Origin of the sequence: Enterococcus sp. AZ196 (assembly GCF_050498845.1) — a bacterium.
Lineage (GTDB): Bacteria > Bacillota > Bacilli > Lactobacillales > Enterococcaceae > Enterococcus_A > Enterococcus_A murrayae.
Genome location: NZ_JBIPAM010000001.1, coordinates 1,607,215 through 1,625,788 on the forward strand (window position 1 = coordinate 1,607,215; position 18,574 = coordinate 1,625,788).

General features: G+C 41.6%; 20 protein-coding genes. 1 reads left to right on the forward strand and 19 read right to left on the reverse strand.

Features of this window, described 5'->3' with window-relative positions; all coding sequences use genetic code 11:
* From glyQ to IGI67_RS07905, 19 genes are all read right to left on the reverse strand, one after another.
* Nucleotides 1-888 carry a glycine--tRNA ligase subunit alpha gene (gene glyQ / locus IGI67_RS07815; protein WP_207109302.1) on the reverse strand — a complete coding sequence of 296 codons (888 nt, stop codon included), beginning with the start codon at nucleotides 886-888 and terminating at the stop codon, nucleotides 1-3.
* A gap of 481 nt (nucleotides 889-1,369) precedes the next feature.
* On the reverse strand, nucleotides 1,370-2,200 hold the full coding sequence (locus IGI67_RS07820) for a histidinol-phosphatase (protein ID WP_429957333.1): 831 nt from the start codon (nucleotides 2,198-2,200) through the stop codon (nucleotides 1,370-1,372).
* 16 nt (nucleotides 2,201-2,216) lie between these two features.
* The gene (hisIE, locus tag IGI67_RS07825) at nucleotides 2,217-2,849 is read right to left on the reverse strand and encodes a bifunctional phosphoribosyl-AMP cyclohydrolase/phosphoribosyl-ATP diphosphatase HisIE (RefSeq protein WP_429957334.1); all 633 of its coding nucleotides are present in this window, start codon (nucleotides 2,847-2,849) and stop codon (nucleotides 2,217-2,219) included.
* A 14-nt stretch (nucleotides 2,850-2,863) separates the two neighbouring features.
* Entirely contained in the window at nucleotides 2,864-3,622 is a 759-nt protein-coding gene (gene hisF, locus IGI67_RS07830; protein WP_429957335.1) for an imidazole glycerol phosphate synthase subunit HisF, read from the reverse strand.
* Nucleotides 3,619-4,338: a 1-(5-phosphoribosyl)-5-[(5-phosphoribosylamino)methylideneamino]imidazole-4-carboxamide isomerase gene (gene hisA / locus IGI67_RS07835; RefSeq protein ID WP_429957336.1), complete on the reverse strand. Its 720-nt coding sequence runs from the start codon at nucleotides 4,336-4,338 to the stop codon at nucleotides 3,619-3,621. The genes hisF and hisA overlap by 4 nt, the downstream gene beginning before the upstream one ends.
* Entirely contained in the window at nucleotides 4,335-4,961 is a 627-nt protein-coding gene (gene hisH / locus IGI67_RS07840; protein WP_429957337.1) for an imidazole glycerol phosphate synthase subunit HisH, read from the reverse strand. The genes hisA and hisH overlap by 4 nt, the downstream gene beginning before the upstream one ends.
* A 61-nt stretch (nucleotides 4,962-5,022) precedes the next feature.
* On the reverse strand, nucleotides 5,023-5,616 hold the full coding sequence (gene hisB, locus IGI67_RS07845) for an imidazoleglycerol-phosphate dehydratase HisB (RefSeq protein WP_207109308.1): 594 nt from the start codon (nucleotides 5,614-5,616) through the stop codon (nucleotides 5,023-5,025).
* Nucleotides 5,613-6,671: a histidinol-phosphate transaminase gene (hisC, locus tag IGI67_RS07850; RefSeq protein WP_429957338.1), complete on the reverse strand. Its 1,059-nt coding sequence runs from the start codon at nucleotides 6,669-6,671 to the stop codon at nucleotides 5,613-5,615. The genes hisB and hisC overlap by 4 nt, the downstream gene beginning before the upstream one ends.
* Nucleotides 6,668-7,948 (reverse strand): histidinol dehydrogenase, encoded by a 1,281-nt coding sequence (gene hisD / locus IGI67_RS07855; protein ID WP_429957339.1) that lies wholly within the window; start codon nucleotides 7,946-7,948, stop codon nucleotides 6,668-6,670. The genes hisC and hisD overlap by 4 nt, the downstream gene beginning before the upstream one ends.
* A complete protein-coding gene (hisG, locus tag IGI67_RS07860; protein ID WP_429957340.1) occupies nucleotides 7,945-9,504 on the reverse strand; it encodes an ATP phosphoribosyltransferase in 1,560 nt (519 codons plus the stop codon). The genes hisD and hisG overlap by 4 nt, the downstream gene beginning before the upstream one ends.
* A 319-nt stretch (nucleotides 9,505-9,823) precedes the next feature.
* The gene (gene recO, locus IGI67_RS07865) at nucleotides 9,824-10,603 is read right to left on the reverse strand and encodes a DNA repair protein RecO (RefSeq protein ID WP_429957341.1); all 780 of its coding nucleotides are present in this window, start codon (nucleotides 10,601-10,603) and stop codon (nucleotides 9,824-9,826) included.
* Between the two features lie 135 nt (nucleotides 10,604-10,738).
* The gene (era, locus tag IGI67_RS07870) at nucleotides 10,739-11,638 is read right to left on the reverse strand and encodes a GTPase Era (protein WP_207109313.1); all 900 of its coding nucleotides are present in this window, start codon (nucleotides 11,636-11,638) and stop codon (nucleotides 10,739-10,741) included.
* Nucleotides 11,639-11,673: 35 nt separating this feature from the next.
* Nucleotides 11,674-12,069: a diacylglycerol kinase family protein gene (locus IGI67_RS07875; RefSeq protein ID WP_207109314.1), complete on the reverse strand. Its 396-nt coding sequence runs from the start codon at nucleotides 12,067-12,069 to the stop codon at nucleotides 11,674-11,676.
* Entirely contained in the window at nucleotides 12,047-12,520 is a 474-nt protein-coding gene (gene ybeY / locus IGI67_RS07880) for an rRNA maturation RNase YbeY (RefSeq protein ID WP_429957342.1), read from the reverse strand. Before ybeY ends, IGI67_RS07875 begins: the two co-directional genes overlap by 23 nt.
* Nucleotides 12,520-14,724, reverse strand: coding sequence for an HD family phosphohydrolase (locus IGI67_RS07885; protein WP_429957343.1), 2,205 nt, complete (start codon nucleotides 14,722-14,724; stop codon nucleotides 12,520-12,522). Before IGI67_RS07885 ends, ybeY begins: the two co-directional genes overlap by 1 nt.
* Nucleotides 14,725-14,739: 15 nt before the next feature.
* Nucleotides 14,740-15,660, reverse strand: coding sequence for a PhoH family protein (locus IGI67_RS07890; RefSeq protein WP_207109446.1), 921 nt, complete (start codon nucleotides 15,658-15,660; stop codon nucleotides 14,740-14,742).
* Between the two features lie 753 nt (nucleotides 15,661-16,413).
* Entirely contained in the window at nucleotides 16,414-16,860 is a 447-nt protein-coding gene (locus tag IGI67_RS07895; protein ID WP_207109317.1) for a GatB/YqeY domain-containing protein, read from the reverse strand.
* A gap of 20 nt (nucleotides 16,861-16,880) precedes the next feature.
* Complete coding sequence (gene rpsU / locus IGI67_RS07900; protein WP_002356740.1) at nucleotides 16,881-17,057, reverse strand: 30S ribosomal protein S21; 177 nt, start codon at nucleotides 17,055-17,057, stop codon at nucleotides 16,881-16,883.
* A gap of 138 nt (nucleotides 17,058-17,195) precedes the next feature.
* On the reverse strand, nucleotides 17,196-17,633 hold the full coding sequence (locus IGI67_RS07905) for a Fur family transcriptional regulator (protein WP_207109318.1): 438 nt from the start codon (nucleotides 17,631-17,633) through the stop codon (nucleotides 17,196-17,198).
* 84 nt (nucleotides 17,634-17,717) lie between these two features.
* On the opposite strand from IGI67_RS07905, the gene IGI67_RS07910 reads away from it, so the two are divergent.
* The gene (locus IGI67_RS07910) at nucleotides 17,718-18,572 is read left to right on the forward strand and encodes a pyruvate, water dikinase regulatory protein (protein WP_207109319.1); all 855 of its coding nucleotides are present in this window, start codon (nucleotides 17,718-17,720) and stop codon (nucleotides 18,570-18,572) included.
* The last annotated feature ends 2 nt before the right edge of the window (nucleotides 18,573-18,574 follow it).

Consider the following 18,574-nt stretch of genomic DNA (forward strand, 5'->3'; position numbering starts at 1 on the left):
TTATTTGCCCTCCTGATTCAATAATGGGAAGCCTAGTTTTTCCCGTTCAGCTACGAAGATTTTCGCGACTGATCGTGCCATGTTACGGATACGAGCTAGATAACCGGCACGTTCGGTTACTGAAACTGCTCCACGAGCATCTAACAGATTAAAGGTATGGCTGCATTTCAAAATATAGTCATAAGCTGGATGCACCAAGTTTTCATCGATACAGCGTTTCGCTTCTTTTTCAAATTTCGTGAAATTATCCAGCAGCATTTCTTGATCACTTTCTTCAAAGGAATATTTCGAATGCTCATATTCTGGCTGTTTGAAGATTTCACCATACTTGACGCCAGTAGTCCATTCCAAATCATAAACACTGTCAACTTCTTGGATATATGAGGCCAATCGTTCCAGACCATAAGTCAATTCAGAAGTTACAGGATTTACTTGCAGACCGCCGACTTGCTGGAAATACGTGAATTGAGTGATTTCCATGCCGTCTAGCCAAACTTCCCAACCAACACCGGCGCAGCCCATTGATGGATTTTCCCAGTTGTCCTCTACGAAACGAATATCGTGTTCTAACGGATCGATCCCTAATAAACGTAAGCTATCTAAATACAGCTCTTGGATATTTTTTGGTGAAGGCTTCATAACTACTTGGAATTGATGGTGTTGATACAAACGGTTCGGGTTTTCACCATAACGACCATCAGCAGGACGACGTGAAGGCTCTACATAAGCCGCGCGCCAAGGCTCAGGTCCGATTGCCCGTAAAAAAGTATAGGGACTCATCGTTCCCGCTCCTTTTTCCGTATCGTAGGCCTGCATCAGCATACAGCCGTTATCTGACCAAAAATTCTGTAACGACAAAATCATTTCTTGCACTGTTAATTTGCTCATTCTGTTTCCTCCTGTGTTTTGTATGTAGGTTTCTGTATTGGGTAGTATATATCACGATGTTTAACTGTTAACTTGCAGGGCAGCTAACTCATTTAAAGGTGTTCATTTTTCGAAACCCGCGAAAAATGAGTTTTATCTTCGTACGCATATCATCCAACTAAACAAGTCGTTAAGATTATTTACATAAAACTTTTAATTAGACTTCTCATCTGACAACGACCTGCGAAAAGTTGGACTGACAAAAAGTCCCTATGCCGAAATAATCGACATAGGGACGTATCAACGCGGTTCCACCCTACTTCCAAGCGAATGCTTGGCAGCTTTAACAAAACGTGCTCACAAACGCCAACAAAATTTGCTTCCCTGCTTGGCTCCCACCGGCCCAAACTCGCTGTGATTTCCACAAATTTTTAATTTGATCTTCGCACCTATTCAACTTGGTTCTATAATAGCGACACCAGACCCCTTTTGTCAAATCTTTCTATTGATCAAAAGGTATCGGCTGAAAAATCCCGTTCTTCAATTGCATCGTTTCCGTAAAACCAATCGATTTTAATAATTCAACCGTTTCCGGAAAATGACAGGTTAACGTGGTCGTTTCGTGACTATCGCTTGTAATAATAACTGGACATTCTCGTTCCTTCAACTGCCTTAATAAGAATGGGCTCGGATACGGTGTCGTCCGCCAGTTACGAGAAATCGCGCCGGTATTGATTTCTACCATACCATCATACGTTTTTATAATATCAATAACATCGTTCAGCGCCTTCGAAGCGATTGCCTGATATTCTGCGTTGTCCTCATCCAGCCAAGGATTTTTTTCGTTAAACTTCGTAATCAAATCAAAATGACCTACGATCTTCGAGTGATTCTGATGGATATGCTTCACCACAGTATCATAGAAATCCCGAACCATTAGCATTTGATCTCCTTGATACCACTCATCTAAGGTCTTCATCAAACTTTCCGGACTTTCATCAACACTGCGGAAAATTCCTTGCCGCGGTGGAAAATAATGCACCGAACCAACCGTATAATCATACCCATCGATCGGATCGGCACTATAATAATCCCATTCCAATCCTAAACTGATGTTTAATTGACCTGCTAATTTTTCCTTTAAATCCCGCAATGCCTGTTGATAAGCCACTTCATTGCTTACCCCGGGACAGCTAGGATCAAATAAAGCAGGCGAATGACAGGTAAAGCCCAAATCTGTAAAACCCAAATCGATCGCTGCTTGAGCCATTTCTTCGAGCGTATTTTTTCCGTCACACCAAGTGCTATGAGTATGTGCATTTGAGTAGAACATGATTGACCTCCTAAGCTTACTGCATCCGTTCCTGCTTCACCTTTTTATCGACAACGTGACGGTTTGCTAGCTCCTGACGCACTTCCGTCAGATCGATGCCCATCTCAACCATCAATACAAGAACATGATACACCAAATCAGAAATTTCAAAAACAGTTTCGTTGTGATCCTCTTTCATCGCGCCGATCACCACTTCAGTCGATTCTTCACCGACTTTTTTCAAGATTTTTTCGACACCTTTTTCAAATAAATAGCTGGTATAACTGCCCTCTTGAGGATTTTCCTTACGACCTTGGACTAGCTCATACAAAGCATCAATTGTCGCTTGCTTATCCTCACCATATAAGATTTCATTGAAGCAGCTTTCCGCACCTGTGTGGCAAGCCGGTCCATCCTTTTTCACCTTCGCTACTAGCGCGTCCTGATCACAATCCAATTTCAAAGAGACCAGATGCTGATAATTTCCGCTGGTCTCGCCTTTGCGCCATAACTCCTTGCGACTGCGAGAATAGAAGGTCATTAGCTGATCCTTCAATGTCATTTCATAGCTTTCTTGATTCATATAGGCCAACGTCAATACTTCATTGGTTTCGGCATCCTGCACGATCACCGGAATCAATCCTTGATCGTCAAATTTCAATTTCGTCATATTACTTGCTCCCTTTATACGATACGGACAGGAATATCTGCCGCCATCAGTTGTTTTTTTAGATCAGGAATCTTTACTTCACCATAATGGAAAATTGATGCCGCTAAACCAGCTTCAATCTTCGGCAGCTGGAACAAGTCAATAAAATCTTCACTCTTTCCAGCACCGCCAGAAGCAACGATTGGTAAAGTAGTGATCTCACTGATCGCTTTTAACAGCTCCAAATCAAATCCCTGCTTCACACCATCAGTGTCCATACTGTTGATCACTAGTTCACCTGCACCTAACTGTTCACCTTGACGAATCCATTCCAATGCCTCTAGCCCGGTATCTTCTCGACCGCCTTTGGCAAAAACATTCCAGCGATCACCGACGCGTCGGATATCTACTGACAACACAACACATTGACTGCCGTAACGCTTTGCCCCTTCTTCGATCAGCTGAGGATGACGAATCGCTCCTGAGTTGACGCTGACCTTATCCGCGCCGCAATTTAAAACCCGTTCGAAATCAGAAACTTCATTGATGCCGCCGCCAACAGTCAGAGGAATAAACACCTCCGAAGCAACACCCTTCAAAATATCAGTAAACAAGCCGCGTTCTTCCGCCGAAGCCGTGATATCGTAAAAAACCAATTCATCCGCGCCCTGCTCATTGTAAAAACGAGCCAAGGTAACGGGATCATTCACATCCTGCAAACCAGCAAAATTAACGCCCTTAACCACTCGACCATCACGAACATCTAGACATGGCACAATTCTTTTCGCGATCATTGGTCATCACCTCCGACAGCTAGCACATCCTCCAGCTTCAAACTTCCGCTATACAAGGATTTTCCAACAATCGCGCTGGAAACACCTAATTCTTTTAACCCTTTAATATCTTCCAGAGTTGCTACTCCGCCAGATGCCACGATCTCAACATTCAACTGATTCAATTTTTGATAGAGCGGCAAATTGATCCCTTCACCCGTTCCATCACGGGAGATCTCTGTAAAGATAATCGTTTCAGCGCCCCATTCAACTAATTGCTGGCAAAATTCAAAAGCATCTGTCTCAGTTTTCTCCAACCAGCCTTCTACGGCAACCTTTTCGTCTTTCGCATCTACACCGATAGCGATCTTATTGCCATATTTTTTCAGCATTGCTTGTGTAAACTCTGGATCTTTTTGAGCGATCGTCCCTAGAATCACGCGATCTACGCCTGCAGACAAGCAGTGCTGGATGGTTTCTTCATCACGAATACCGCCACCGACTTCAACAAATAAATTCGTATTTTCAACGATTTTTTGAGCAATCCCAAAATAGTGCAGCTTACCAGCTTTCGCGCCATCTAAGTCGACAAGATGCAGATAGTTCGCTCCGGCTTTTTCGAAGGATTGCGCAAAAGCCACAGGATCATCGCCAAAAACTTCCTTTTGATCATAATCGCCTTGATACAGCCGAACAACTTTCTCGTCTAAAAGATCAATTGCGGGAAATATTTTCATACCGGCACCTCCGTAAATGCTTTTAGGATATTTAAACCAACATCGCCGCTTTTTTCAGGATGGAATTGGGTCCCAAAGACATTTTTATTTTGTACAATCCCTGGAATCGAAACCCCGTATTCACTATCGGCAACTAAGTGCTCTTGGCAATCAGCTGCATAATAGCTATGAACATAATAAACAAAATCATTTTCCCTCAAGGACTTAACCAATGGGCTGTCAGATTTTCGTACATCAAGTCTATTCCAACCAATTTGCGGTACTTTCAGATCGATATTCGCTGCATCGAAGGCTTCCCGCATCGAAACGATTCGTCCAGGAATCAACCCAAGTCCTTGATGCTCGCCAAATTCTTCACTCTTATCAAAAAGCAGCTGCATCCCTAAACAAATTCCCAAGAAGGGTTTGCCAGAAGCTGCCAATTCTTGGATTGGTTCCACCAGCGATAATTCCTCCAGCTTTTTTCGTGCGTCACCAAATGCGCCAACACCTGGCAAAATGATTCGATCAACTGCCTTCAATTCATTCAATGAACGTGTAACTTGGCATTCCACTCCGAGATATTCCAGTGAACGCGACAAGCTGAACAAATTTCCAACGCCGTAATCAATAATTGCTAGCATAGGTTCCCTCCATCTACTTCGTTTTATAGTAATTATTTTTATCACGAAAAACAGAACGAGCTTAGTTGATTGTACCTTTAGTTGATGGAATCTCATTCGGTGCCGACTGATTGATTGCCACCGCTTCACCTAATGCACGCCCAAAGCCTTTGAAACAAGCCTCCACGATATGATGACTGTTTTTACCGGCGATTTGGTGCAGATGGATCGTTGCACCTAACTCCCGAGCAAAAGCAATAAAAAATTCTTCGACTAATTCCGTATCGAACTGTGACCCGATTTTTTCAGTAGGAATGTCCAACTCAACGACTGCCATCCCTCGTCCGCTGATGTCGATTGCAGTCATAACCAACGCTTCGTCCATCGGCAACAAAAAACTGCCATAACGCTTGATTCCCCGACGGTCCCCTAAGCACTCAGAAAAAGCGCGGCCAATCGCAATAGCGATATCTTCTGTTGTATGATGCGCATCTACCTCGATATCGCCATCACAAACTAAATCGATATCAAAGCGCCCATGACGAACAAAAAGCTCCAGCATATGATCCAAAAATCCCACACCTGTATTGATCTTTTGCTGCCCAGTACCATCAACTGCCAATGTCAGTTGAATCTTTGTTTCTGATGTATTGCGCGTTACTTCCGCTTTTCTCATGCTTCCACCTCTTCTAATATCATTTTTAGAGCCTCCACCAATCGTTCCATTTGCTCCTGCGTACCTACAGTGATTCGTAAATGCTCCTTGGTTCGCGGTTGATTAAACCAGCGGGCTAAAATTTTCTTTTCTCTTAATGCAGTGAATAGTTCTTCACCGGATAGCTTCGGATGCTTTGCAAACAAGAAATTTCCTTGGCTGTCTGTTTGCTCAAAGCCTAGTTTAGCTAGTTCTCTCTTACTCCATTCACGTACTTGGATCGTTTCTCGAACTTTCTGATCCACATAATCTTGCTCCTGCAAAACAGCACTGCCCGCTGCTTGGGTCATACTGTTAATATTGTAAGGATTCAAGCTGAAGCGCAGTCGATTCATATCCGCGATCAAGTCAGCATTCCCCACTCCAAAGCCTAAACGTGCGCCAGCTAACTGACGAGATTTAGAGAATGTTCCTACTACGAATAGATTTTTATATTGGTCGATTACGGAAACCATTGATTCCCCACTGAAATCAATATATGCCTCATCCACAACCACTAACCGATCTGGATGACGCTCTAAAAAGTCACAAATTTTTTCCTGTGTTAAATAAATCCCGGTCGGTGCATTGGGATTAGCAAATATCACTGTGCCATCCAAATCATCGTATTTACTTAATTCAAGTGAAAAATCATCCTCCAATGGAACAACAGTCGCATCCACTTGATATAACCCGCAATAAACTTGATAAAACCCATAGGTCACATCAGGAAAAGCAATCCCTTTTTCCGTGAAACCTTGAAAAATGTACGAGAGGACTTCATCACTGCCATTTCCAAGAAAAAGCTGGTTCTGTTGGACACCTAAATATTCGGCTAATGGTTTAGCAACAGCCTCCACAGCGATATCTGAATAGCGATTCAGCTTTTGCGAGGCTTCTGCGACTGCCTCTTGAACGCCCTGAGCCGGTGGATAAGGACTTTCATTGGTATTCAGTTTGATAAACGCTTCCTCATTCACCTGTTCACCGGGTGTGTAAGGAGTCAGCTCTTGAAACTTTTCATTTAAAAAGGTCATTCTTTTTCCTCCCTTCGCACTTTTATTGAGCGGGCATGGCCCATCAAGTCTTCTGTTTCTGCAAACAGTTCTACCGCTTCTCCCACCGCATTCATCGCTTCTTCGGTGTAATAAAGGTAGCTGCTCTTTTTAACGAAATCATCCACGGATAATGGCGAATAGAACCGAGCCGTGCCCTCTGTCGGCAACGTGTGATTCGGTCCGGCAAAATAATCGCCTAAAACCTCTGGCGTGTGGTGCCCCAAAAAGACACTACCAGCATTTTCAACTTTTCCTAATAATGCGAAAGGCTCAGAGACAGATAATTCTAGATGCTCAGGTGCGATTTCATTAGCAATCGAAATCGCTTCTCCTAAATTCTGAACCAAAATGATTTTACCGTTATTTTCAATTGCTGCTGCTGCGATTTCTTTTCTCGGCAACGCAGCTAACTGTTGCTCTACTTCTTTTTGAACCTTTTCAATCAAAGCAGCTTCCGTTGTTACAAGGATCGCCTGTGCCAGCTTATCATGTTCTGCCTGTGCTAACAGATCGGCTGTGATCCAACGCGGATTTGCACTGTGATCTGCTACAATCAGAACATCGCTTGGCCCTGCGATCATATCAATATCCACTACGCCGTAGACCATCTTTTTAGCGGTTGCCACATAAATATTTCCCGGACCGACGATTTTATCGACTTTCGGAATCGTTTCTGTACCGTAAGCAAGTGCAGCTACTCCGTGAGCACCGCCAACCTTATAAATTTCATCCACTCCAGCGATTGAAGCTGTTGCTAAAATCGCCGCTGGAACTTTTCCTTCACTATCAGTTGGTGTGACCATAACGATTTTTTTTACCCCAGCGATTTTTGCCGGCAATACATCCATCAGCACGGTACTAGGATACGCTGCTGTACCGCCGGGAACATAAACGCCTACACGCGCTAAGGGTAGAATTCGCTGACCCATGACCACGCCGTTTTCCTCAGTCGAAACAAATCCCTGACGTACTTGTTTTTGATGAAAGGCTAAAATATTGGCCTTCGACTGTTCAATCACCTTTATCAAGTCTGGTGAAGTAGCCTTTAAAGCGTCAGCGATCTCTTCTTTGGTGACTGTCAACGAATCGAGCGTGACATCATCAATCTCTTTGACTAATTGATAAAGTGCCTGATCCCCGTCTGCTTTCACACGATCAATGATAGTTGTAACGACCGCGGAAACATCCGCAGTTTCAGAATACTTTCGAGTTAAAATATCCGCTAAGTCGTCTTTTTGTGTTGAATAGACTCTCATAGTTGCTCCCTCACCTTCTCAATCACCTTTTGGATTCGTTCTTGTTTAAAGCGCCATGTTGCATTGTTGATAATCAAACGAGCAGAAGATGGCGCGATTTCTTGAATGACCTTCAAATCATTTTCTTTCAATGTCGTTCCTGTTTCGACGATATCGACGATCACATCCGATAAGCCCAACAAAGGTGCCAACTCGATCGAACCATGTAAATGGATTAATTCTACTGAACGTCCTAACCCCTCATAAAACTCACGAGTAATCTGAGGATATTTTGTCGATACTCGCAATGGACGAGAGAAATCCTCTTCAAAATCATTGTGTGCTGCGACTGCCAAACGACATTCTCCCATATGCAGATCAAGAAATTCGATGACTTCGGCTTTGCTTTCCAATAGAATATCTTTTCCAACTACGCCGATATCCGCAGCACCGTGCTCAACATAAATCGCAACATCGCTCGGTTTTACTAGGAAAAAGCGCAGCTTATTGTCTTCATCACAAAAGATCAATTTACGATTCTCCTCGAATACTCCTTCAGCCGCCACACCCGCTTTGGTGAATAATTCGTAAACCGCGTCACCCATCCGACCTTTCGGCAGCGCAATGTTCAGATATTCAGAAGCTTGGGCATCATCAGGCCGCTTTTGTCCTACATGATTCAGCTTCATCCCAAAACCGATCGCCCCTTGCTCCTTTCCTTGACGGTGCATCAAGCGATCATAGCGTCCGCCAAACAGGATTGTTTCCCGCGCTTCTTTAATAAAGCCTTGAAACAATAGTCCACTATAGTAATCCGCATCGTTAATGATAGAAAAGTCTAAGCGCAGTCGAATCTTGTCCGACAATCCTTCCTTTTGCAGTTCCTTATACAGCTGCTTCAACTCTTCCAAACCAGCTTGCGCTTTAGGATAGTCAGCCAACAAGACCTTTGCTCTTTGATATTTTGTCTCAAAATCACCGGACATCCGAACCAATTTCGCTAAGTTTTCCGACTCTTCCTGTGATAATCCCGCTTTTGCAGTAAGCTCATCCATTCCGTGAGAGCTTTTGTCCCGCAAGCAGTCCAGCACCAGTTGTCGATCCTCTTCCGGGAATCGATCACAAATACCATTCAAAATTCCCATGTGAGAAAGATCCAGCGTGCCTTCGCCAACCTGAGCCAGGCTTTCCCAAGCCAGCTTCAAGACTTCCAGCTGATCTTCCCACTTAATTTCATCAATAATCTCTAGTCCAATTTGATAAATCTTTTGATATTCTCCTGCCTGACGATCGTGACGATAGACATCCTCCACATAATAGACCTTGCGAGCCTCACCAGCCGGTGTGTTTTTCGCAATCGATAGGGTCACATCCGGTTTCAACGCCATCGTACGACCATCGTTTCCAGTAAAGGTTATGATTGAAGAATTACGCAAAAAATTATAGTTTTGCTGATAGGTGCCATATTCTTCAAAATTATTTAAATGATAAGGATGGAAATGATGCTGAGTGTATAACCTTCTTAGCTTCAATTCGATTTGTTCTTCCGGTCTCAATACTTCCCATAATTCTTCCAAACTTATCACTCCTCAATTTTTTAATAGCGAAATATTAGTGTTTTCTAACCATATTAATCACTTTATCATAAATTAGCAATGAAAATCTGTGAAACCACCATTTTTTTGCAAAAATTGATTCATGGGTATTTCTTTGGACTTGATTTTTTGTATCTTTGACGCGTTTTCTTCATTTTTACGTTGATAGATCAAAAAAACAGCCGTATAAGTCCATACGCCCGTTTTAACTCCGTCGTTTGAATGGATATAAGGATGAGCAGTCCACACTATACTTTTAATAATGACAAAAAAATCTGCAGCACCCATTAGGTTTTGCAGATTACTTTTCATCTTTCGGTTTTAGAACATCCTGCCACTCACTCATCTGATCAATGAATTTTTTACTTTTTAAATGCAATCCAATGTACTCATCGTACAACTGATCAAGTGTTCGTCGGATCGTTTTCTTGGTTTCAGACTTTAAGTTGATCGTATTGATATTTTCATAAGTAATGCTGTTGAACATCCGAATAAAGTAGATTGCCCGAGGATCAGCGTGATAGCGATGCTGATCCAAATGCCAATGTTCTTCGCAAAGAATCCCATTGTACTTTGAAGAAAAATCAAAGGCGCCCGTTTTCTTGCCACATACTCCACAAGCCTGCCAATTCAGCGAGACACCAAACCGCTGCATAATCTGTACTTCAAAAATATTCATGATTGTCTCACCATCGGCTCCATCATTCATCCGCTGCAATGCCTCACGTGTAAATCCATATAATGACGGATCGTATATATGGTCTTCAATCGCCGCATCGGTCAATCCTAGAATATAAGAACCGTAAGCATTCAAAAAGATATCTTCCTGCAGCTTGCGCATAGGATGAATCTCCTTCGCACTGTTCAGAAATGATAAGCCATCTGCTTTCAAATTTCCGATAAACACTGCTTCTGTGAACGGTTGTACAGCTGTTTGCAATGGATTATTGGCACGATGGATGCCTTTGGCGAAAAACATCACCTTCCCAGCTGATTCAGTAAATATCTTGATTAGCTTGTCCTTTTCTTTATAATCGCGACTGAATAGAATAATGCCCTTTGTTTCGCCTATCTGTGCCATAGATTCACCTCCTTTTGCGACTAATACATCGCTGATCCTTTGATAACCAGCGGGCAAATCATTTCATTTGAATCTCGTTCATTCTTTCAAACAATGAGGAAAAGCTCCACGAAAGAATCGTGAAGCCCCGCCTCATTAATAATCGTCTTTCCGATAGCCGTAATCTTGTAAATACGTTTGTTTATCACGCCAGTCCTTTTGTACCTTTACCCAAAGCTCTAAATAGACTTTGTCGGCCAAAAGAGTTTCAATATCTTTACGGGCCTGAATTCCGATATTTTTCAACATCTTGCCGCCTTTTCCGATAATGATTCCTTTTTGACTGGTGCGCTCGACAATGATAGTTGCCTGGATATGAACCTTGTCGTTCTCATCACGCTTCATTGATTCGGTCACAACAGCTACAGAATGCGGCACCTCGTCACGTGTTAAACTCAGAACTTTTTCACGAATCAATTCAGATACGATAAAGTATTCTGGATGGTCTGTGATTTGATCCTCGGGGAAATATTGTGGGCCCTCATCCATTTGCTCAACTAAAACTTCTAATAAATGCTCAACATTATTCCCTTCAGTTGCTGAGATTGGAATAATTTCCTTGAAATCCATAATCGTACGGTAGTCATCGATAATTGCCAACAACTCGTCTGGATGAATCGTGTCAATCTTATTGATCACTAAGTAGACTGGAACCTCTTGCTTGCTCAAACGTTCTAAAATAAAGTCATCGCCGCGTCCACGTTTTTGATCCGCGCTGACCATAAAAAGAATCGCATCAACTTCTCTTAATGCACTATAGGCCATCTCCACCATGTAATCACCTAAACGATGCTTTGGTTTGTGGATCCCCGGTGTATCAATAAAAACGATTTGGGCTTCTGGAGTCGTATAAACTCCTTGAATTTTATTTCTGGTCGTTTGGGCTTTATCACTCATGATGGCGATTTTTTGTCCTACGATACGATTTAGCAGCGTTGATTTTCCGACATTTGGCCGGCCAACAATCGCTACAAAACCTGATTTATGTTCTGACATGAAAAAGTTCCTTTCTGAACCTTACGTACTCATTTCTAAAGAAAAAGTTCAATAATTTTTGGTAAGAAGATGATTACACCTACGATAATGGCAAATACTGAAGTGACTAAAACTGCTCCAGCAGCCATATCCTTGATTTTTTTTCCGATCGGATGAAAATGACAGTCGGTGACCATATCCACTACATTTTCAAATACGGTATTGATGATTTCCACGATCCAGACTAGAAAAACTGCTAGAAAAATCCATAGCCATTCTAGTACAGATACACCCAATAAAAATGCCACTAAAATAGCCATCAGTCCAAAGACTACGTGCGCACGCATATTGCGCTCCTCTTGAAAGACCGTCCGGATCCCTTGAATAGCAAACTCTAAAGACGTAATAAAATGCTTATTTTTTTCTGTTTTATCTTTTAAGTCCATAGGCATCTAATATCTCTTTCTGTAGACCAAACATCTCTTTCTCATCATCAGGAGTCATGTGGTCGTACCCATTGATATGTAAAAAACCATGTACGGCTAAAAACCCTAATTCACGATCAAAGCTATGCCCATATTCTTCTGCTTGCTCGCGAGCACGTTCAGTAGAAATCATGATGTCCCCAAGATTCCGCGGCATCGGATCCTCTTCATCCATGATGATCGGAACTTCATTTTCACCTTCTTCTTCCAATGCAAAACTGATTACATCGGTCGGCGCATCTTTGCCGCGATAATCACGGTTAATGACCTGAATCGCTGCATTATCCATAAAAGTAACGGACATCTCCGTATCTTTTGGCAGTTCTAAATAATCTGCTGCAAATTGCAGGACGCCATCGATTTCTTGAATCTTCTTTTCAGAGACTTGCTCTGTTTCGTCAATAAAAGTAATATCCATTACTCTTCCCCTTTTTTCTCTTGCTCTTCTTTCATCTTTTCCGCTTCTGATTGCATTCGAGGATATTTGATCCGTGAATGGAAGGTCGAGCTTAATCCGCTGATCAGTGATTTTTCGACGATTCGAATTTCTTTTAGCGTCAAACCAGAATCGTCTAATTGTCCATCATTGATTCGTTCTTCGATCAACGTGTGAACAAATTCAGTAATCTTATCAATTGAAGGATGATCCATTGCCCTAACCGCTGCTTCACAGCTGTCTGCAATATTGACAACGCCAGCTTCGCGTGTCTGCGGCTTAGGTCCAGGATAACGAAAATCAGCCTCTGTTGTTTCAGGATTTCGATCCTTTGCCTTATGGTAGAAAAATTGCATCAACGTCGTCCCATGGTGCTGATAACAAATATCGATCACCATCTGAGGCATCTTATATTCCTTAAGAATCTTCGCCCCTTCGATAACATGTCCAAAGATGATTTGCTTACTATCCTCCGGTAATAAAAAGTTATGCGGGTTCTCAGCTCCTGTCGGCAGATTTTCTACGAAGAAGTTCGCATGACGAATTTTACCAATATCATGATAATAGCAAGCCACTCGAGTTAGAAGTGAACGACCGCCGATTTCGGCTACCGCATTGGCACTCAAATTGGCCACCATCATTGAATGATGATATGTCCCTGGCGCTTTTTCTAATAACTCCTTTAGTAGCGGATGATTGGGATTACTTAATTCATTTAAAGTAATCACACCGCTGTCTGTTACTAAAATCTCAATATACGGTTGAAGTCCCATTCCCATAATAAAGGAAAGCATGCTCGCTGCAAAAGCGCTCAGCAATAGCCCCCATGTTTGTGAGTCTGTAAAAGACATTCCTTGGTAGATGCTTAAAATGAATGACCAAGCAATCGGAAATGCTACGATCCACAGCATTGCTTGTTTCACCTGATCTGACAAACGCTTCTGCTTAACCATAACAGCCAAGGTTCCAGAAAAAAGATACGTCATCAAAATAACTGGCAGCATATTTGTTCCAATTGCTTTGTAATAAATGAACAAAGCAAAAACAGTTTGGAAAACAGCTGACAACGCTCCTGCCCGTCGATTAACGAAAACAGTCAAAATCAACGGCATGAAAGCAGCTGGAAAGAACAGTGCCAGGTTGTTAGAGGTCGCTCCTTGAAAAGATTGCAGTATTTTCATGATGAAAACACCGATCGTCATCGTCGCACTATAAAATAAAATGAATCGTACACGCTGAAACTCAACTTCAAACTGACGACTATAGAACCACAGCAAGACGCCCTGCAAAATCGCAGCCAAAATCATCGCGATCAAAGGAAAGATCGAGGTACTTGAGCTGGTTAATCCTAATAGTTTTAACTTATTGATCGCATTCGCGTCAATTTGACTGCCTTCACGAACAATCACTTCACCTTGAAAGATCATTACCGGCTGAACAGAGTCACTGGCTTGTTCTTTCAGTTCATCCGTCCGCTTTTGGTTTAACGAATCATTGATGACGATTCCCTTCTCCAGCAGATAGCGCATTGCCTGGGTCGATTCATCCGACAAACCTAAGTTCTGAATTTTATCAACGGCTTGCTGCTTATACTCCGCTAAATCACTTTGACGAATACGCTTCGCCATTTGTTCATCCAGCAGCTTCAAACTTTCTGTTCCGACCTTCGTCAATTCTGTCGCGTTTAATTGAACAACGGCTTGATAAAAATCCTCTGGCAGCTGTTGGTAAAATGTCACTGCGTCTTGATCCAAGCCTTCAAAATTCTTTTTAACTGCCGCGACACGTTCATCAACTGTCGGCTGAGGAATCTTCTCTCCATCTTTGGCTTGTGATACCTTCGTTTGATAACTCTTATCTAAATCACTATTCGACTTTTGGATCAATGTGATTAATTGACTAATTCGATCATGCTGCGTCTGCGCCAAATCAGCTTGAAAAGTATATTCCGGCGTAACTGCTTCTGCAGCGAGCTGCCGCTTCTGATTTGTTTCAGCCTTATTTTCAATCGTTTTATTAGCACGAATACTTTCTGTTGCAACTTGACCTTCTTTATAATCCACACTTTTTTGAATGACACTGGAAAGCATCGTCAAAACCAAAACAATCGAAAAGACACCTAGAATGATCGGTATAAATTTTGAACCTAACTTTTTCAGCAAGTTATTGATGGGTCGATTTAACATCCAATTCCCTCCTGACTACTTTTCTTGATGTCGTAGGTTCTCATGCTCATATGCCTCTATGATCTCTGCCACAACAGGATGCCTTACTACATCTCCAGCTTCAAAATTCACGAAACGAATCTTCTTGATTCCTTGCAGCGTTCTTTCCGCGTGGATCAGTCCGCTGACTTGTCCTCTTGGAAGGTCCACCTGAGAAGTATCCCCGTTAACGATCATCTTGGAGTTGAAGCCAAGTCGTGTCAAAAACATCTTCATTTGTGAAATCGTGGTATTCTGAGCTTCATCTAATATGACAAAGGCATCATCCAGCGTTCGTCCGCGCATATATGCAAGGGGAGCAATTTCAATTACTCCTCGTTCTAATAAACGATTGGTATGCTCCACACCAAAAATCTGATGCAGGGCATCATACATTGGACGCAGATAAGGATCAACCTTTTCTTTTAAGTCTCCTGGCAAGAAACCTAAGCTCTCACCGGCTTCTACAGCTGGACGCGTCAAAATAATACGTTGTACCTCACCCTTTTTCAACGCAGCTATTGCCATCACGATCGCTAAATAGGTCTTCCCTGTCCCAGCCGGTCCAACGCCAAACACTACATCTGACTTCCGAATTGCTGCAATGTAACGACTTTGACCAATATTTTTGGGACGAATCGGTTTTCCATTGCGATCCTTTAATAATTCCTCTTCATACATCATAACAAACTCATCTAAGTGATTTTCACGTCCTAATCGCAATGCAGTCATCACGTCAGGCGTAGCCACTTTGATTCCACGATCAATTAAAATCTGCAGTGTTCGAATAATGTCTCCTACTAACTTTGCTTCTTCTTTCGGACCAATAATCTGGATCGTTTCACCACGAGTATTGATCGTTGTCTCTGTATTGTCTTCTAAAAATTTTACATGTTTATCATGGGTACCTAAAAGCATACTGATGTCATCTTTTCCATCAAGCTTTATTTCTAACGACTCAAAATCGTTGCTATTCAACAAGCGCTCATCCCTTCATAAATCATTCCTTCTTATAATACCACACTCTAAATAAAAGAAAAATTGTCTAAACTTTCCTTAAAAAGAATGCGAATCGTTGCTTACTTATGCTCCATATCTGATCATTCAATTAATAATTATATGTATATTTTTTGCTTCTGAAAAAAATGTTCATATCTTTAGAAACAAAAATTTGTTTTATTCTAGGTGCGAATATAAACCTACTAATATAGAAGAAAGTGAAAAGTGAAAATCAAAAACCAATTCGGATATCATCCAACTAAACAAGCTTGTTCAGTCTTTAGAACGTTTCAACCTATATTTATCTCGTACTTGCTATTCTACGAAAAGATGGAATGATTAGAAAGGCTTCGCGAACTCACTCAGCTTTTGGCACCAAATAGGTATTGTTCCACCTCAGCTCCAAAGTACGATCGCTGTGTCTCGCAGCAATAAGACTAAAATTTTGATAAGTTGACAAGAAACGCAGTGACCTTTAGGAACTGATATTGATTGTTACCTACTTGGCGTTTCTCAGATTTAACAACATTTTCGCTTATGGTCGATAAAGCTCGTTCGTGAAGCCGGACATCGTTAAAGCTGTGGATTCAATGTTTTTACTTATGGATTTTTTATAGTTTCTTTAAGGTTCAAAAAAAGCCGAGAGAAAACTCTCTCGGCTTTCGTTATTGCTTAATTGTTTAGAAGCTCTTTAACGATCGCATTGACTTGATTGCCATCGGCTTTGCCTTTGACCTTCGGCATCACTGCGCCCATTACTTTACCAAATTCTTTTGGTGAAGTCGCTCCTGTTGTTGTCATTGCTTCTTGAACAATTGCACGAATCTCCTCTTCAGAAAGCTGAGCCGGCAAATATTTTTCAACAACCACGATTTCCTTTTTGACTTTATCAGCCAAATCGGTGCGATCAGCTTTTTCAAACTCGGCTAGAGAATCACGACGCTGTTTCATCTCACGAGATAACACAGTCAATTCTTCCTCGTCATTTAAATCCTGACCTTTTTTAATTTGCTCATTTTGAATCGAAGCTTTAAGCATCCGAATCACTTGCAAAGTCTCTTTATCTTTTGCTCGCATCGCTTGCTTCATGTCTTCATTCAAGGTAGTAAGTAGTGACATCAAATCACTCCGTTGACAGACTAGAATTTCTTACGTTTTCTAGCTGCTTCTGATTTTTTCTTACGTTTCACACTTGGCTTTTCATAAAATTCACGTTTGCGAGATTCTTGTAGAGTCCCTGCTTTTGAAACGGAACGTTTGAAGCGACGAAGAGCATCGTCAAGAGATTCATTTTTACGAACCACTGTTTTTGACATATAAATTCCCTCCCTCCGGGCTTGAAATGTAACCGTTTTTGTTATTGAAATGTACTTCCAAACAACAAGACCGTCCATAAGTTATTATATCCAATGGTCTATTTTGAGTCAAGGTACTGAAGAATTTTAATTCTTAATTTATTCATGAAGTTTTTGACATTTCTCGCATCGACCGTACAATTCAAAGCGATGTCCTTCGATTTCACAACCATCTAATTGTTCTTTAAAAAAGGTCATCGGGCACATATGAATTTCCTTCGTCATTCCACATACAGTACAAATAAAATGATGATGGTGTTCAAAATTTTCACTGCAGCTAAAGCGGAATTTCATTTCTCCTTGCAGTTCAGTATCTTCAATCAATCCAATTTCACAGAATTCTCTTAAATTACGATACACTGTATCATAGCTCAGTCCGGGAAATTGGTCATTTAAATACTCATAAACTTCACGAGCAGCAACATAGCGATTGCACTTGATCAAATAATCTAGTAACGTTTCACGTTTTTTTGTATACTTAAAGCCATTTTCTTTTACTTTCGCCAAGGCTTTTTCTAATAAGGTCGTCTGTGTCATGTTCTCCCTCGTTTCAAAGTGTAATGATTCCGAATAAACAGTATGGTATAATAAATTATTACTGATTGCAAGGGAGTTTTTCTTATGGATAGCGAAAAACAGAATGAGTTAGTCACTATTTTCATCATCTCCGATTCTGCTGGAGAAACCGCCTCTAAGTTGGCACAAGCCTCGATGGCACAATACCCTACTGTGGAATTTTGTCTCTTCCGTCGTACATTTGTACATACAGAAGAATTATTGATGAAGGCTTTGAATGATGCCAAGGCCGAAAACGGAATGATCATCTATACACTGATCGATCCAACATTATCTAAAATCGCTAAAGATTTTTGTGATAACGAAGACTTGTTTACAATGGATTTGTTAAACCCCGTCGTTAGTGAAATTGGTCGACGCGCGCACCTTGAACCGACAGGCGAAAGAGGCGCATTACATCATCTGAACGAAAATTATTTCAAACGAATCAAAGCAATGGAATTCGCAGTGAAATACGACGACGGAAAGGATCCTCGCGGCTTTTTAGAAGCCGATGTCGTGTTACTTGGGGTATCTCGTACGTCAAAAACACCTCTAAGTTTATATTTGGCCAATAAAAACTTAAAAGTTGCCAACTTGCCCTTGATTCCGCAAGCGCACATTCCGAAGCAATTATTCGAGATTGATCCGAAAAAAATTGTTGGCTTGACCAACGATCCAGAAGTATTGATCGGCATCCGCAAAGAACGTATGCGGGCTTATGGTTTGAATCCTGAAACGGCTTATTCAGACCGTGAGAAAATTCAAGCAGAACTGAAATTTGCCAACGAACTTTATCATAAATTGGGTTGTGAGATCATCAATGTTGCAACATTATCCATTGAAGAGACTGCAGCTATGATTATGAGTGCTCTGGATCTGGAAGACCACAGTTATTACTTTATGGAAGAAGAAAGCTGAGA